The 15,421-nt window shown below is 71.4% G+C and carries 14 protein-coding genes; 9 read left to right on the top strand and 5 right to left on the bottom strand.

All coding sequences use genetic code 11. The features are described from left to right. Window positions 1–16 precede the first annotated feature (16 nt). Window positions 17–1,207: a lipid-transfer protein gene (locus AC5P1C_RS06780; protein ID WP_493864736.1), complete on the top strand. Its 1,191-nt coding sequence runs from the start codon at window positions 17–19 to the stop codon at window positions 1,205–1,207. A gap of 95 nt (window positions 1,208–1,302) precedes the next feature. After that, window positions 1,303–2,736, top strand: coding sequence for an MFS transporter (locus AC5P1C_RS06775; RefSeq protein ID WP_493864735.1), 1,434 nt, complete (start codon window positions 1,303–1,305; stop codon window positions 2,734–2,736). 52 nt (window positions 2,737–2,788) lie between these two features. Here AC5P1C_RS06775 and AC5P1C_RS06770 read toward each other — a convergent pair whose 3' ends face one another. From AC5P1C_RS06770 to AC5P1C_RS06755, 4 genes are all read right to left on the bottom strand, one after another. Then, window positions 2,789–3,394, bottom strand: coding sequence for a response regulator (locus AC5P1C_RS06770; protein WP_493864734.1), 606 nt, complete (start codon window positions 3,392–3,394; stop codon window positions 2,789–2,791). After that, window positions 3,391–4,542: a sensor histidine kinase gene (locus tag AC5P1C_RS06765; protein WP_493864970.1), complete on the bottom strand. Its 1,152-nt coding sequence runs from the start codon at window positions 4,540–4,542 to the stop codon at window positions 3,391–3,393. The genes AC5P1C_RS06770 and AC5P1C_RS06765 overlap by 4 nt, the downstream gene beginning before the upstream one ends. Before the next feature lie 155 nt (window positions 4,543–4,697). Then, window positions 4,698–5,420: an ABC transporter permease gene (locus AC5P1C_RS06760; RefSeq protein WP_493864733.1), complete on the bottom strand. Its 723-nt coding sequence runs from the start codon at window positions 5,418–5,420 to the stop codon at window positions 4,698–4,700. Next, complete coding sequence (locus tag AC5P1C_RS06755; RefSeq protein ID WP_493864732.1) at window positions 5,420–6,343, bottom strand: ABC transporter ATP-binding protein; 924 nt, start codon at window positions 6,341–6,343, stop codon at window positions 5,420–5,422. The genes AC5P1C_RS06760 and AC5P1C_RS06755 overlap by 1 nt, the downstream gene beginning before the upstream one ends. A gap of 279 nt (window positions 6,344–6,622) precedes the next feature. On the opposite strand from AC5P1C_RS06755, the gene AC5P1C_RS06750 reads away from it, so the two are divergent. From AC5P1C_RS06750 to AC5P1C_RS06740, 3 genes are read left to right on the top strand one after another with little or no spacing between them, the layout of a single operon-like run. Then, on the top strand, window positions 6,623–7,486 hold the full coding sequence (locus AC5P1C_RS06750) for a MaoC/PaaZ C-terminal domain-containing protein (protein WP_493864731.1): 864 nt from the start codon (window positions 6,623–6,625) through the stop codon (window positions 7,484–7,486). Window positions 7,487–7,528: 42 nt separating this feature from the next. Continuing rightward, window positions 7,529–8,605 carry a Zn-dependent alcohol dehydrogenase gene (locus tag AC5P1C_RS06745; RefSeq protein ID WP_493864730.1) on the top strand — a complete coding sequence of 359 codons (1,077 nt, stop codon included), beginning with the start codon at window positions 7,529–7,531 and terminating at the stop codon, window positions 8,603–8,605. Between the two features lie 17 nt (window positions 8,606–8,622). Beyond that, on the top strand, window positions 8,623–9,582 hold the full coding sequence (locus tag AC5P1C_RS06740) for a 3-oxoacyl-ACP reductase (RefSeq protein WP_493864729.1): 960 nt from the start codon (window positions 8,623–8,625) through the stop codon (window positions 9,580–9,582). Window positions 9,583–9,964: 382 nt separating this feature from the next. Here the strand turns inward: AC5P1C_RS06740 and AC5P1C_RS06735 are convergent, their stop codons facing one another. After that, window positions 9,965–11,065 (bottom strand): hypothetical protein, encoded by a 1,101-nt coding sequence (locus tag AC5P1C_RS06735; RefSeq protein ID WP_493864728.1) that lies wholly within the window; start codon window positions 11,063–11,065, stop codon window positions 9,965–9,967. Window positions 11,066–11,283: 218 nt separating this feature from the next. On the opposite strand from AC5P1C_RS06735, the gene AC5P1C_RS06730 reads away from it, so the two are divergent. The 4 genes from AC5P1C_RS06730 (at window position 11,284) to AC5P1C_RS06715 (ending at window position 15,393) form a co-directional block, all read left to right on the top strand. Further along, a complete protein-coding gene (locus AC5P1C_RS06730) occupies window positions 11,284–12,339 on the top strand; it encodes an ABC transporter substrate-binding protein (RefSeq protein WP_493864727.1) in 1,056 nt (351 codons plus the stop codon). Window positions 12,340–12,544: 205 nt separating this feature from the next. After that, window positions 12,545–13,396, top strand: a complete 852-nt coding sequence (locus AC5P1C_RS06725) for a Nif3-like dinuclear metal center hexameric protein (RefSeq protein ID WP_493864726.1) — start codon at window positions 12,545–12,547, stop codon at window positions 13,394–13,396. Further along, a complete protein-coding gene (locus AC5P1C_RS06720) occupies window positions 13,393–14,136 on the top strand; it encodes a zinc ribbon domain-containing protein (protein WP_493864969.1) in 744 nt (247 codons plus the stop codon). The genes AC5P1C_RS06725 and AC5P1C_RS06720 overlap by 4 nt, the downstream gene beginning before the upstream one ends. A gap of 12 nt (window positions 14,137–14,148) precedes the next feature. Beyond that, the gene (locus AC5P1C_RS06715) at window positions 14,149–15,393 is read left to right on the top strand and encodes a bifunctional RNase H/acid phosphatase (RefSeq protein WP_493864725.1); all 1,245 of its coding nucleotides are present in this window, start codon (window positions 14,149–14,151) and stop codon (window positions 15,391–15,393) included. Window positions 15,394–15,421 lie beyond the last annotated feature (28 nt).

Genomic DNA, 15,421 nt, shown 5'->3' with positions numbered 1-15,421 from the left:
TCGAAGGAGACGGGTTGTGAAGGCGTACATAGTCGGCGTCGGAATGACGAAGTTCGAGAAGCCCGAGACGCGGGACTGGCAGTACTGGGACATGGCGAAGGAAGCGGGCACCAAGGCGCTCGACGACGCCGGGATCGCGTACGAGCAGGTGGAGCAGGTCCCGGTCGGGTACTGCTTCCAGGCGTCGACGGCCGGCCAGCGGGCCGTGTACGAACTGGGCCTGACCGGCGTGCCCGTCTACAACGTGAACAACAACTGCGCGACGGCGTCGACCGCTCTGATGATGGCGCGGCAGTTCGTCGAGTCCGGCATCAACGACTGCGTGCTCGCACTGGGCTTCGAGAAGATGGCGCGGGGCGCGCTGGGCGGCGGCAGCGACGGCGGCGACTTCAAAACCTCCCCCGTGGCCCGGCACTACGGCGTGATGGCGGCACGCCACGGCTTCGAGATGACCCCGCCCACCGCCCAGATCTTCGGCGACGCGGCACGCGAGCACATGGAGCTGTACGGCACGACGGAGGCGCAGCTGGCCGCCGTGGGCGCCAAGAACCACCGGCACTCGGTGCACAATCCGTACGCCCAGTTCCAGGACGAGTACACCGTCGACGAGATCCTCGCCGCCAAGACCATCCACCGCCCGCTCACCAAGCTGCAGTGCTCGCCGACGTCGGACGGGTCGGCCGCCGCGGTGGTGGTGTCGGAGCGGTTCGTGGAGCGGCACGGCCTCCAGGAGCGCGCCGTGGAGATCGCGGCCCAGGCGATGACCACGGACACGGGGGAGTCCTTCGACTCGGGCTCGTGCATCGACGTCGTGGGGCAGCCGATGTCACGGGCCGCCGCGCGACAGGTGTACGAGAGGTCGGGGCTCGGCGTCGAGGACGTCGACGTCGTCGAGCTGCACGACTGCTTCTCCATCAACGAGCTCCTCACGTACGAGGCGCTCGGCATGTGTGCGGCGGGCGAGTCCGGGAAGCTCGTCGAGAGCGGGGCGACGACGTACGGCGGGCGGTGGGTGGTGAACCCGTCGGGCGGCCTGATCTCCAAGGGGCACCCGCTCGGCGCGACGGGCATCGCTCAAGTGGCGGAACTCACATGGCAGTTGAGGGGCCAGGCGGAGGCGCGGCAGGTGGCGGGGGCCCGGGTGGGACTCGCGCACAACATCGGTCTCGGCGGGGCAGCGGTGGTGACGCTGCTGCGGAAGGGGTAGCCGGCGGAGGGGCGAAGTCCTAGGACCCGCGGCCGAGGGCCTCTGCGCCGAAACCCCGATGCACGGGGCACGCGATCCCTGAGAGCATGCCCGTCATGGTCCAAACGCCCCCCGGCACTTACATAGCCGCGACGCAGCGGAAGTCCGCACCCGTGTGGGCGGTGCTGCTCGCCGCCTGCGCGGGGCAGTTCCTCGTCGTCCTGGACGTGTCGGTGGTGAACACCGCGCTGCCCTCCATGCGGTCCGACCTCGGCATGAGCGCCGTCGGACTGCAATGGGTCGTCAACGCGTACTCGATCGCCTTCGCGGGCTTCATGCTGCTCGGCGGGCGGGCCGGCGACCTCTTCGGCCGCAAGCGGATGTTCCTGGTCGGACTCGGCCTCTTCACGGTGGCCTCGCTCGCGGGCGGGCTCGCGCAGGCCGAGTGGCAGCTGCTCGTGGCGCGGGCCGTGCAGGGGCTCGGCGCGGCGGTGCTCGCGCCGTCCACCCTGACGATCCTCACCTCGGCGGTGCCCGAAGGGCCCGCCCGGATACGGGCGATCGGCACCTGGTCGGCGGTGGGCGCGGGTGGCGGCGCCGCGGGCGGCCTCGTCGGCGGCGTCCTCACCGACCTGCTGTCGTGGCGCTGGGTTCTCCTGATCAACGTGCCGATCGGCGCGCTCGTCGTCGTCGCGGGCGTGGCCTGGCTCAGCGAGAGCCGGGCAGGCGAGGCGCGCCGCCTGGACGTGCCGGGTGCGGTGCTCGTGACGGCGGGGCTCGCCACGCTCGCGTACGGGATCGTGCAGACGGAGGAGAAGGGCTGGACGGCGGCGGCGACCCTGGTGCCGCTGACCGCCGGGCTCCTGCTCCTTGCCCTGTTCCTCCTGGTCGAGGCGCGCACGAAGGTCCCGCTGATGCCGCTGAAGCTGTTCCGGGTGCGGTCGGTATCGGCGGCGAACGCGGCGATGTTCGTGTGCGGCGGCGGCATGTTCGCCATGTGGTTCTTCATGACGCTGTACGCACAGAACGTCCTCGGCTACTCGGCGCTGAAGGCGGGCCTCGCGCTGATCCCGTCCTCGCTGACGATCGTCTTCGGCTCGAAGCTGGCGCCGCGCCTCATGCCGGTGCTGGGGGCGAAGAACGTGTCGGTGCTCGGGATCCTGGTGGCGGCGGCCGGGTTCGGCTGGCAGTCGCTGATGACCGCCGACGGCGGCTATGTCACCTCGATCATGCTGCCGGGCATTGTGATGATGTTCGGCGCGGGGCTCGCCACGACGCCGCTCGCGTCGCTGGGCACGTCGGGGGCGGACCCCGGGGACGCGGGGCTCGTCTCGGGTCTCATCAACACGTCGCGGACGATGGGCGGGGCGCTGGGGCTCGCGGTGCTCTCCACGGTCTCCGCTTCGCGGATGGGGGGTTCGACCAGCCCGGAAGCGCTGACGGCCGGGTACGCGACGGCGTTCCGGACCAGTGGGTGCATCTTGCTGATGGGGGTCTTGGTGCTGCTGGTGTGGATGCCGAGGGAGGGCAAGAGCCCGTCCGGAATTTGAGGACGAACTCGGCGGAGCCGGTGATCGACGGCGCGCAAGGCTCCGGGCCGCCCTACAGCCAACCCCGCTGCCTCGCCTCCCGCACCGCCTCCATGCGGTTCCGCGTCCCCGTCTTGCCGATCGCTCCCGAGAGATAGTTCCGCACCGTCGACTCCGACAGGTGCAGCTTCTCCGCCATGTCCGCGACCGTCGCGCCGTCCACGGAGGCACGCAGGACGTCCGCCTCACGGGCGGTCAGCGGACTCGGCCCCGCGCTCAACGCGGCCGCCGCCAGCGCCGGGTCGATCACCGTCTCGCCCCGCAGCGCCTGCCTGATCGCCTCCGAGAGGTCCTCCACCGGGCCGTCCTTGACCAGGAAGCCCACCGCGCCCGCCTCCATCGCCCGGCGCAGATAGCCGGGCCTCCCGAAGGTCGTGAGGATGAGGACCCTGCACTCGGGGCACTCGTCGCGCAGGTCCGCCGCGGCGTCGAGCCCGCTGCGGCCCGGCAGTTCGATGTCGAGGAGCGCCACGTCGGGGCGGGCGTTCAGTGCCGCGGCCACGATCTCGTCGCCCGCGCCCACCTGCGCGACGACCTCGATGTCCTGCTCCATGCCGAGCAGCAGCGCGAGCGCGCTCCGCATCATGCCCTGATCCTCGGCGAGCAGGACTCTGATCATGGGGTGTGCTCCTCCACAACGGGGCCGGGTCGCAACTCGGTGACCGGCAGCTCCGCGGTGACCCGGAAGCCGCCGCGCGGCGCGGGGCCCGACTCCAGGGAGCCGCCCGCCGCCGCGAGGCGTTCGGCCAGGCCCTTCAGCCCGCTGCCGGGCGTGGTCGAGCCTACGCCGCGGCCGTCGTCCGTGATCAGGAGTCGGGTCCGTTCGGCGGTGCCCGCCACCTCGATCTCGCAGCGGGTCGCCTTGGAGTGGCGTACGACGTTCGTGGCGGACTCGCGGACCACCCAGCCGAGCAGTGCCGCCGTCTGCGGGGCGAGGGGCGGTCCGGACTGGCGTACGACCGCCTCGATGCCCGCCGCGGCCAGGAGATCGCGGGCCCGGTCGAGCTCCGTGGCCAGGCTGCCCTCGCGGTAGCCGGTGACCGCCTCGCGGATCTCGGTCAGGGCCTGGCGGCCGACGGACTCGATGTCGGAGACCTGGCCGAGCGCCGCGTCCAGGTCGCGGGGGGCAAGACGGCGCGTCGCCTCCGCCTTCACGACGATCACCGAGAGCGTGTGGCCGAGGAGATCGTGCAGGTCCCGGGAGAAGCGCAGCCGCTCCTTCTCGACGGCGGAGCGGGCCAACTCCTCGCGGGTGGTGCGCAGTTCCCGCACCGTCTCGGCGAGCGCCAGGATCGCGGCCGTCACCATGGCGGAGATGAACGTGCCGTACGCGATCCCCGCCGCGTCCCAGCCGTCCTGCAGGCCGCCGACCACCGCCGCCGCGATGCTCAGGCCGAACCCCGCGGGAATCAGCCACTTGCCCCGCAGCACCGACCCGGTGGCCAGGCCGAGCAGCGGGAAGAACATCAGCCAGCTGCCGCCGTAGCCGATGGTGAGGGCGAAGGTGACCGCCGTCAGGGCGAGCAGCAGGTACTTCGTGGCGGCCGACTCCCGTGCCCGCCTGTCGAAGGCGCGGAACACCACGGAGATGTAGAGGGAGTTGAAGACCAGCAGCCCCAGGCCGCCGATCCAGGGGTTCCCCGTCTTGCCCTGGATGATGTTGGAGAACGAGCCCATGCCCATCAGGAGCCAGGGAAGCATCGCGAAGCCGTTGGGCGGCCCCAGGTCCTCGGGCCTGGTCCGACCCGACTTCTCCTGCGCCCGCATCTCGGCGAGCTGCACCTTGCTGCTGTGCTTCCAGCGCGCGAGACGTGTGTGCCTCTGCCAGAAGCCCTTCACCGACACCTTCGCCGACACGTTCACCGACCTCGCTTCTCCTGTCGCGGCTTCTCCTGTCGCGCCGTGGCGCCTCGTCGGCGTCCTCATGCGGTCCGCGCAGCCCGGCGGTACGAGGACACAGCGTACGAAGCGAACGCCAGCAGCCAGGCCGTCAGCACCGCCACGGCGGTAACTCCGATGCCGCCGCCGTCCGTCACGGACGTGCCGAGCTCCGCGAAGCGGTGGGTGGGTGTCCAGTCGGACAGCGTGCGCAGCCAGGCCGGGAACAGGTCCACGGGGAACCAGAGGCCGCCGAGCACCGCGAGCCCCAGGTTGCAGGCCGTGTTCACCACACCTGTGGTCTGCGCCGACAGGCGGTAGCCGTTGCCGAGCCCCAGCATCGTGAAGGGCAGCGAGCCAAGCCAGAGCAGCACCGCGGCCGCCGCCCACTGCCACGCCGCCAGACGTACGCCGTTGACCAGGCCGCCCGCGGCGAACACCGCCACGATCGCCGGGAGCACCGTCACCGCACCGGTCAGGGCCCGGCCCGTCACGACTTCGCGCGGTGTCATGGGCGTGGCCCGCAGCTGCCGCAGCCAGCCGATCGTCTTGTCCTCGGCGACGCCGGTACCGGTGTTCAGGGCGGCGATCATGGCCCCGTACGCGGCCATGCCGATCATCGACGTCGTCTTCCACTCCTCGTACTCCGATCCGCCGCCGATGTTGGTGAACAGCAGATACATCAGGACCGGGAGACCGATGCCGCCGATCACGAAGCCGGTGTCGCGGAGCGTCCTGCGTACTTCGAGTCCGAGATAGGCGAACATCACACGGCCTCCGGGGTGCGGGCGAGCGGGGCGGCGGTCAGGGCCAGGAACGCCTCGTCGAGTGAGGCCGCCGCGACCTCGAGGCCGCGGATCGCGCCGAGCTCCGCGAGCGCGACCACGGTCGCGTCCGAGTCCTCCGTACGCAGCCGGGCCCGGTCTCCGCGTACCTCGACGGAGACCACGCCGGGCAGCAGCGTCAGGCCATCCGTGCCGCGCCCGGCCAGCTCGAAGGAGACGGTGCTGCCGCCCGCGGAGCGCTTGACCTGCTCGCCCGTGCCGTCGGCGACGATCCGGCCGTGGTCCATGACCACGATCCGGTCGGCGTGCCGGTCCGCCTCCTCCAGGTAGTGGGTGGAGAACAGGACGGTGTGGCCGCGCCGCGCGTAGGCGCGCATCGACTCCCAGAACGCCTGCCGCGCCTCCACGTCGAGTGCGGCGGTCGGCTCGTCGAGGACGATCAGCGAGGGGTCGCCGGCCAGCGCGACGGCGAACCGCACCCGCTGCGTCTGGCCCCCGGACAGCTTGTCGACGCGCCGCCCGGCGAGCCCCTCGATCCCGGCGAGCGCGAGCGCATCGCCGACGGGCAACGGCGCCGGATACCGCCCGGCCACGAAGGAGACCAGCTCGCGCACGGTGACGCGCGGGACCAGGCGGCCCTCCTGGAGCATGGCGCCCACGTGCCCGGCACGCACGGCGTCCTGGGGCGGGCCGCCGAAGAGTTCGACGCGGCCGGTGTCGGGGTGGTCCAGGCCCAGCAGGAGGGAGATCGTCGTGGACTTGCCGGCGCCGTTGCGGCCGAGCAGGGCGACGGTCTCGCCGCGGCCGATCTCCAGGCCCACGCCGTCGACCGCGCGCAGCGGCCCGAAGGCCTTGACCACGCCGGTGAAGGACACCGCACGCTCGGTGGGGACTGTCTTCGTCATGGCTATGACGCTACGAATCCGGGGCGGGACCGCGGCAGATGTGGTTGTACGGACTCGGCCGGTACAAATGTCACACGCCTGATCGGCGGCATAATCGACGGCGTATCTGACGTGACGTCAGGAGTCTTCACAACTACCGGACGCTCGGCTATACATGGGATCGCCGGACTGGAACGCGTTCTAGAACGGGCTCCATCCGGCCCTGTTGCGACCTCGGTGCGACCGACGGTGCGGACGGCCGCACCGAGGTCTTCAGTCCGGCCAAGGAGCTGCCACCACATGCCCATCGATGCCGCGAAAGCACTGGCCGCGGAGCCCAGGTCGGCCGAGATCACCTGGGATCACAAGGACATCCAGCTCTACCACCTCGGCCTCGGTGCGGGCGTCCCCGCCACCGACCCCGACGAACTGCGCTACACCCTGGAGTCCAAGCTGCACGTCCTGCCCAGCTTCGCGACCGTCGCCGGCGCCGGCATGGGAGTCGTCGGAGGGCTCTCGGCACCGGGGATCGAGGTGAACCTGGCCGCGGTCCTGCACGGCGGCCAGACCATCACGCTGCACCGCCCGATCCCGGTCAAGGGCAAGGCCGTCACCACCTCCAAGGTCGCCGCCGTGTACGACAAGACCAAGGCCGCGATCCTCGTCCTGCGCACCGAAGTGGCCGACGACGACGGCCCGTTGTGGACCAGCGACGCCCAGATCTTCGTACGCGGTGAAGGCGGATTCGGCGGCGAACGCGGCCCCTCCACCCGCCTCCCGGCCCCCGAGGGCGAGCCCGACAAGACCGTCGACCGGCCCGTCCGCGAGGACCAGGCGCTGCTCTACCGCCTCTCCGGGGACTGGAACCCGCTGCACGCCGACCCCGAGTTCGCCGAGCTCGCGGGCTTCGACCGGCCGATCCTGCACGGCCTGTGCACCTACGGGATGACGCTCAAGGCCGTCGTCGACACGCTGCTCGGCGGCGACGTGTCGCGGGTGCGGAGCTACAGCACGCGCTTCACCGGGATCGTCTTCCCCGGCGAGACGCTGCGGATCCGGATGTGGCGCCCTCAGGGGGCGGAGGGCCGCGTCCAGGTCTCGGTGACGGCGGTCGAGCGGGACGACGCGTCCGTTCTCGCCGACACGATCGTCGAGCACGCCTGATTGGCCGAGCACGCCTGAGTTTCGTACGAGAGGAGCCGCACCATGCGCGCAGCCGTACTGCACGAGATAGGCCAGGACAAACTCGAGGTCCTCGACGACGTCGAGACGGTGGGCTTCGGCCCCGGCAAGGTGAAGATCCGGGTGCGGGCGACGGGCCTGTGCCACTCCGACGTCTCCGCCATGAACGGCGTACTGCCGCAGCCCGCGCCCTTCATCCCCGGCCACGAGGGCGCGGGCGAGATCGTCGATGTCGGCGACGGCGTGAGCGGCGTCAGCCAGGGGGACAGGGTCCTGGTGTGCTGGCTGCCCGCCTGCGGCCAGTGTCCGGCGTGCAAGCGCGGCCAGAGCCAGCTGTGCCTCGCCGGGTTCATGAACGCGGGTACCCCCAACTTCAAGCGGCCCGGCGGCGACGTCTTCGGCTTCGCGGGCACGGGCACGTTCACCGAGGAGGTCGTGGTCGACGCGGGCTGCGCCGTGCCGATCCCGGACGACGTGCCCTTCGACATCGCCGCCCTGATCGGCTGCGGAGTGACGACGGGGCTCGGCGCGGCCATCAACACCGCGAAGGTGGAAGCCGGTTCGTCGGTCGCCGTCATCGGCTGCGGCGGCGTCGGCATCTCCGCGATCCAGGGCGCGCGGCTCAAGGGCGCGGCGCAGATCATCGCCGTCGACCCGGTGGCATCAAGGCGCGAGGCGGCGCTGCGGTTCGGCGCGACGGAGGCGGTCGCACCGGACGCACTGGAGGACGCCAAGCAGCGGGTGACCGGGGGAGATGGCTTCGACTACGTCTTCGAGGTCGTCGGGAAGTCCGCCACCGCACGCACCGCGTACGAGACGACGCGACGGGGCGGCACGCTCGTCGTCGTCGGTGCGGGCGCCATGGACGACAACCTCCAACTGAACATGTTCGAGCTGTTCTTCGACGAGAAGAGGATCCTGCCGTCCATGTACGGCGGCGGCGACGTCCTGCAGTCCTACGAGCGGGCCATCGCGCTGTGGCGCGCGGGCCGGATCGACCTGGAGAGCCTTATCACCCACCGGGTGCCGTTCTCCGAGATCAACGAAGCGCTTGACCAGATGCGTACGGGCGTCGCGCTGCGTACGTGCATCGAGATCTGAGAGGACGTCGATCCCAGATGTCACAGCCATTGCCATCGCCACGGCCACTCGAAGGTCTGGCCGCGATCGTGACAGGAGCGGGCCGGGGCCTGGGGCGCGCGGAGGCCCTGGAACTCGCCCGGCTCGGCGCGAGCGTCGTCGTCAACGACTTCGGCAAGACGGGCCGTGACGGCTCGGGCGAGGCGTCGGCGACGCCGGCCGAGGAGGTAGCGGAGGAGATCCGGGCGGCGGGCGGGCAGGCGGTCGCGCACCTGGGCGATGTCGCGGACCACGAACAGGCGGGCGGGCTCGTCCAGTTGGCGGTCGACACGTACGGCAAGCTCGACATCCTGGTCAACAACGCGGGGATCCTGCGGGACCGGATGATCTTCTCGATGAGCGAGGGCGAGTGGGACTCGGTCATCCACGTCCACCTCAAGGGCCACTTCAACACCACGCACTTCGCGTCCGTGCACTGGCGTGAGCGGTCCAAGGCTGCGGGCGAGCCGGTGTACGGCCGGATCGTCAACACGTCGTCGGAGGCGTTCCTCGCGGGCTCCGCGGGCCAGCCGAACTACGCGGCGGCGAAGGGGGGCATCGTCGGCCTGACGACGTCGAGCGCGCTGGCCCTCGGCAAGTACGGGGTGACGGCGAACGTCATCTGCCCCCGCGCGCGGACGCGGATGACGGAGGACGTCTTCGCGGGCTACCAGGAGCCGGGTGCGGGGGAGCTGGACGCACTTGCTCCCGAGCATGTGGCGCCGCTGGTGGGCTACTTGGCGTCGCCTGCCGCCGCCGGGGTCAACGGCCAGTTGCTGGTGGTCCACGGCGGCATGGTCGCGGTGGTCGAACGCCCCAAGGTGGCGGCGAAGTTCGACACGGCGAAGGACGTCTTCACGTACGAGGAGTTGGACGGGGTTCTGTCGCCGTACTACGCGGGGCGGCCGGATGGGGAGACGTTCGCGGCTTCCGAGGTGCTCGGGCTCAAACGGGGGTAGATCCCCGATCCCGCTGCGCGGGGGCGTCCTCACACGCCGGACGGGCTGAAGATTCAGCCCGTCCGGCGTGTGAGGCCGTCTTGTTCGGGGCCTGGAGCGGAGCCCCAGGTAGGCCCGGGGCGCAGGCACGGTTTTCGGGAAGGGGCGGGGTCGGGCAAAGAATCAGTTCTCGTCGCCCTGCCGACGGTGTCGGCCCCGCGGCGCCCCCGCCTCGTCGTGCTCAGCCACAGGCCCCCGATGCCTACCGGCGCCTGAACTGCCCGCCGCCTCCCGCGGCTCGGGATTCTGCTCGGATTCCGTACTGATCTCGGTTCTCATCAACACACTCACCCCGTAAACCGGTAACTCTGTAAAGAAGATCGTTCGATGTGGCCGGGAGAGTCTAACCAACGCCCCCACGCCCGGTAAGAGGCGCCTGCTGCAACGGAACAGGCCGCGCGGCGACCGCCGCCGGCGCCGCCTCCGGAGCCGGGAGTTCCGCCTCCGCGACCCCGCAGGGGACCGCCCCCGTCACGTACGGAAGCCGCAGCGCCCCCTCCCGCGTCCACCACCCTGAACCCGCCAACCACCCCTCAGGAGCGGCCAGTTGATGCAGGCGGCGGTCCGCGGGGCGCCACAGGCCCAGCCAGCTCCCCGCCGCCCCGTCGATCCGCAGCGCCACCGCACAGCTCTCCGGCATCAGCGTCTGACCGGGCTGGATCGCGAACGGCGTCACCGCGAGGTCGGGAAGCCGCAGGCACTCGGGGAAACGCACCGGGCGGGTGCCGCCGAGCACCCCCCAGCCGAGCCGGTCGTGACCCGGCGCGTCCGAGCGGATCAGGAGCAGCCCGCTGTCGGCGTCCGCGAGCAGCACCCGGTCGTCGCTCTCGTCGGCGATCTGGAGCAGGGGCGACACCTCGCCGCCCCGCTCCAGGTCCACCGCGACCGCCTTGACCCGGCCGTCCGACTCCCGGTCCAGGGCCAGGATCCGGCCGCCCCCGTCCAGCCAGACCCCGCCCGAGCAGCGCCCGGGGATCTCGGCGACATGCTCGGGCCCGAAGGCACCGCCCGCCACCAGCCACAGGGCGGTCGATCCCGCGCCCACCGCGATCGCGTACGCGTGGCTGCCGACCGGTGACGGCGGCAGCAGCGTCAGGCGGGACTCGCCGCACTCCACGGCGCCGAGCGGCACCTCGCCGGTCTCCGGACCCGTCGGGTACAGGAGCGCGAACGTGTGCCGTCCGTCGACGACGCGGTGGATCAGGACGCGTCCATCGGCCATCGGGAGCACCTCGGTGCCCGGCTCCTCCGGCTGGTTTCCGGGCAGTGGTACCGCGTACGGCTCGGGGGAGTCGAGGGTCCAGCGCTCGGGGAACCAGGAATCGCCGTCGTGGGCGAGGCGGGCGGCGTACGTGCCATGGGTGGTGATCACTGGTGGTGTCGCGGTCGCCGGGCGGGACGTCGGCGCGGTCAGGGGCTCGGGCTCAATCGTGGGCGCTGTCATCTGGGGGCACCTCCGGGCCACGAAGCTAGTTTTCGTACGTACTGCCGTGGCACCTGTGGCCGCCCGCTTCACACAGAAGGGTGGCGAAGTATCGATTCGCCTGAGGGGGTGGGGGTGGTTGTGCTGGGTGGGGAGAGCGCGCTTAAAGTAAGGCGAACCTAAGTGGCTGCGGGCCCGCGGAAGCGGCGGCGGCACATCCCCTGGAGCATGGAGCACCGATGTCCGCGTCAGTACGGTCCGTACGACCCCGCCGCAACCGCGCCACCGCCGCCCTCGCCCTCGCCATGGCCGGCGCGCTCTCCCTCGCGGCCTGCGGCTCCGGCGGCGACGGCTCCGGGAAGTCCGACGACGGCAGCGGCAGCAAGGCCGTCGCCCAGGGCGGCGACGACTTCTCCAAGGCCGCGGAGCAGACCGCGAAGATGGGCACCAAGGCCAAGGCCGGCGAGTTCCCGCGCACCATCACGCACGCCCGCGGCACGACCGAGCTGAAGGCGCAGCCCAAGCGGGTCGTGGTCCTGGACGTCGGCGAGCTCGACAACGTCGTCTCGCTCGGCGTCAAGCCCGTCGGCTACGCCCCCACCGAGGGCGACGACGGCATCCCCGGCTACCTGAAGAAGGACGCGGGCAGCCCCAAGGACGTAGGCACGATCAACGCCCTCAACCTGGAGGCGATCGCGGGCCTCAAGCCCGACCTGATCCTCGGCAGCGAACTGCGCGCCGCCAAGCTCTACCCGCAGCTCGAAAAGATCGCCCCGACCGTCTTCTCCATCCGCCCCGGCTTCACGTGGAAGGAGAACTACCTCCTGAACGCGGCCGCCCTCGACAAGACCGAGAAGGCGAAGACGGAGCTCGCCGAGTACGAGGAGAAGGCGCGGAACCTGGGCCGGGACCTCGGCGACGACAAGCCGACGATCACGATGCTCCGCTACATGCCGGACCGCGTCCGCCTCTACGCCAAGGCGTCCTTCATCGGCACGATCCTCGACGACACCGGCCTGCCCCGTCCCAAGAACCAGCAGATCAACGACCTCGCCACGGAGATCAGCACCGAGAAGATCGACGAGGCCGACGCGGACTGGATCTTCACGGGGGTCTACGGCGACCCGAAGAAGACGGGCCGCTCCGAGGCCGAGAAGAACCCCCTGTGGAAGAAGCTCGACGCGGTCAAGGCCGGTCAGGCCAAGAACGTCCCGGACGAGACCTGGTACCTGGGTCTTGGTGTGACCGCGGCGAATGAGGTCCTGGGGGACCTCAGGGGCTTCCTCGCCAAGTAGCGCCCCCGCGAGGGGCGCGGGGAACCGCGCGAGCAACCAGGGCAAGGCCGCAGACACGTCTGCTCAGTTGCTCGGCAGACGCCTCTGCGGCTTTTCGTCGGCTGAGCGCGCAGTTCCCCGCGCCCCTTACCGGGCGCTCAGTAGCAGGCCGTAGCGGTGCGTGACGTACGACATGCCGAGCGCAGCGGGAAGGTAGCCTTTCCCCGTGCCCCGTCTGTCTGAAGTCATCGCCGCCCTCGACGCCCTGTGGCCCGCCGAACTGGCCGAGAGCTGGGATGCGGTCGGCACCGTCTGCGGCGACCCCGACGCGGAGATCTCCCGGGTCCTGATCGCCGTCGACCCCGTCCAGGACATCGTCGACGAAGCGGTGAAGCTCGGCGCCCAGCTCCTGATCACGCACCACCCGCTCTACCTGCGCGGCACGACGACGGTCGCGGCGTCCACCTTCAAGGGCCGTGCCGTCCACGACCTCATCAAGAACGACGTCGCGCTGCACGTCGCGCACACGAACGCGGACCGCGCCGACCCGGGCGTCTCCGACGCCCTCGCCGGTGCGCTCGACCTCCGGATCGTCGGCCCCCTCGTACCGGATCCGGCGGACACCCACGGCCGCCGCGGCCTCGGCCGGATCTGCGAGCTCGAACACCCCCTGACGCTCCGCGAACTCGCCGCCCGCGCGGCCGATCGGCTGCCCGCCACCGCGCAGGGCATCCGCGTCGCGGGCGACCCCGAGCAGCTCATCCGCACCCTCGCGGTCAGCGGCGGCTCCGGCGACAGCCTCTTCGAGGACGTACGCGCGTCAGGCGTGGACGCCTTCCTCACCGCGGACCTGCGCCACCACCCGGTGTCCGAGGCCCGCGCACAGACTCCGCTCGCGCTGCTCGACGCCGCGCACTGGGCCACCGAGTGGCCGTGGTGCGAGCTGGCCGCCGCGCAGCTCGATCAGATCTCCGACCGTCACGGATGGGGACTTCGCGTCCACGTCTCCAAGACGGTCACCGACCCCTGGACCGCCCACGCGGCCTCGAATACCGACACAACAGGAGCCCCCAACTGAACGCCGCGCCCGCCGACCAGATCCGACTCCTCGACGTCCAGGCACTCGACGTACGCCTCCAGCAGTTGGCGCACCGGAAGAAGTCCCTGCCCGAGCACGCCGAGATCGAGTCGCTGAACAAGGACATCGCGCAGCTGCGCGACCTGCACGTCGCCTCGACGACCGAGGAGAGCGACTGCGCCCGCGAGCAGACCAAGGCGGAGCAGGACGTCGACCAGGTACGCCAGCGCGCCAACCGCGACCAGCAGCGCCTCGACTCCGGTGCCGTGACGTCCCCCAAGGACCTGGAGAACCTCCAGCGCGAGATCGCCTCGCTCGCCAAGCGCCAGGGCGACCTGGAGGACGTTGTCCTGGAGGTCATGGAGCGCCGCGAGTCCGCTCAGGAGCGGGTCTCCGAGCTGGCGGAACGTGTCTCCTCGGTCCAGGCGAAGATCGACGACGCGACGGCCCGCCGTGACGCGGCCTTCGAGGAGATCGACGGCGAGGCCGCCACGGTCACCAAGGAGCGCGAGGTCGTGGCGGGTTCGGTCCCGGCCGACCTGCTCAAGCTCTACGACAAGCTCCGCGACCAGCAGGGCGGCGTCGGCGCGGCCAAGCTCTACCAGCGACGCTGCGAGGGCTGCCGCCTGGAGCTGAACATCACCGAGGTGAACGAGGTGAAGGCGGCGTCCCCGGACACGGTCCTGCGGTGCGAGAACTGCCGCCGCATCCTGGTCCGTACGTCCGAGTCGGGTCTGTAAGGGACCGTGGCCGTGCGGGAGTTCATCGTTGAGGCCGACGGCGGGTCACGGGGCAACCCGGGGCCCGCGGGCTATGGCTCGGTCGTCATCGACGCGGCCACGGGGGAGACGTTGCGAGAGGCCGCGGAGTACATCGGCGTCGCGACGAACAATGTGGCCGAGTACAAGGGTCTGGTGGCCGGCCTGAAGGCGGCACACGACCTCGACCCGGCCGCATCGGTCCACGTCCGCATGGACTCCAAGCTGGTCGTCGAGCAGATGTCGGGCCGCTGGAAGATCAAGCACCCGGACATGAAGCCGCTCGCCGCCGAGGCCGCGCAGGTCTTCCCGCCGGCCCAGGTGACGTACGAGTGGATCCCGCGCGAGAAGAACAAGCACGCGGACCGGCTCGCCAACGAGGCGATGGACGCGGGCAAGCGGGGCGGACAGTGGTCGCCGTCGGACTCGACGGCGGAGCTTGACGCGGGCGCCTCGCGGGCGGGCGCGGACGTACGCTCCGGCCCGCCGGGCGACGCGGTCGCCGGTGCGGCGAAGGCTCGGGCGGCGCTGGCGGGCGCGGCGGGGGCCGACGCGCGCGCCGCGGGCAACGTGGCCGCGCAGACCCCGCAGGTCGGCTGGGCGGCGCCCGCCGACCTCGGCGACCCCGCGACCTTCGTGCTGCTGAGGCACGGCGAGACCGCGCTGACGCCCCAGAAGCGTTTCTCCGGCAGTGGAGGCTCCGACCCCTCTCTCTCCGACGTGGGCCGGGAGCAGGCCGAGCGGGCGGCGACCGCTTTCGCCGCCCGCGGCACGATCCAGGCGATCGTCTCCTCGCCCCTGAAGCGCTGCCAGGAGACCGCGCAGGCCGTCGCAGCCCGCCTCGGTCTCGACGTACGCATCGACGAGGGGCTGCGCGAGACGGACTTCGGTTCCTGGGAGGGCCTCACCTTCGGCGAGGTGCGCTCGCGGCACCCCGAGGAGTTGAACGCCTGGCTGGCCTCGCCGGAAGCCGCGCCGCCGGGCGGCGAGTCGTTCGCCGCGGTGGCGCTCAGGGTGGCGGCGACGCGTGACCGTCTGGCCGCCGAGTACGCGGGCCGCACGGTGCTCCTGGTCACGCACGTCACGCCGATCAAGACCCTGATCCGCCTGGCCTTGGGCGCCCCGCCGGAGTCCCTGTTCCGTATGGAGCTCTCGGCGGCGTCGGTGTCGGCGGTGGCGTATTACGGGGACGGCAACGCATCGGTACGCCTCCTGAACGACACGTCGCACCTGCGGTAGGGCCCGGCCCTGTGAGGGGCGCGGGGAA

Source organism: Streptomyces sp. A18 (assembly GCF_059026065.1).
Note: the sequence above shows the minus strand (reverse complement) of the source record. Positions and strands in the feature narration are given on the sequence as shown.

Bases quoted from the DNA above. Each gene is read 5' to 3' on its own strand.
- AC5P1C_RS06775 (WP_493864735.1), top strand. From the start codon at position 1,303: ATGGTCCAAACGCCCCCCGGCACTTACATAGCCGCGACGCAGCGGAAG.
- AC5P1C_RS06770 (WP_493864734.1), bottom strand. From the start codon at position 3,394: ATGATCAGAGTCCTGCTCGCCGAGGATCAGGGCATGATGCGGAGCGCG.
- AC5P1C_RS06765 (WP_493864970.1), bottom strand. From the start codon at position 4,542: ATGCGGGCGCAGGAGAAGTCGGGTCGGACCAGGCCCGAGGACCTGGGG.
- AC5P1C_RS06760 (WP_493864733.1), bottom strand. From the start codon at position 5,420: ATGTTCGCCTATCTCGGACTCGAAGTACGCAGGACGCTCCGCGACACC.
- AC5P1C_RS06755 (WP_493864732.1), bottom strand. From the start codon at position 6,343: ATGACGAAGACAGTCCCCACCGAGCGTGCGGTGTCCTTCACCGGCGTG.
- AC5P1C_RS06750 (WP_493864731.1), top strand. From the start codon at position 6,623: ATGCCCATCGATGCCGCGAAAGCACTGGCCGCGGAGCCCAGGTCGGCC.
- AC5P1C_RS06745 (WP_493864730.1), top strand. From the start codon at position 7,529: ATGCGCGCAGCCGTACTGCACGAGATAGGCCAGGACAAACTCGAGGTC.
- AC5P1C_RS06740 (WP_493864729.1), top strand. From the start codon at position 8,623: ATGTCACAGCCATTGCCATCGCCACGGCCACTCGAAGGTCTGGCCGCG.
- AC5P1C_RS06735 (WP_493864728.1), bottom strand. From the start codon at position 11,065: ATGACAGCGCCCACGATTGAGCCCGAGCCCCTGACCGCGCCGACGTCC.
- AC5P1C_RS06730 (WP_493864727.1), top strand. From the start codon at position 11,284: ATGTCCGCGTCAGTACGGTCCGTACGACCCCGCCGCAACCGCGCCACC.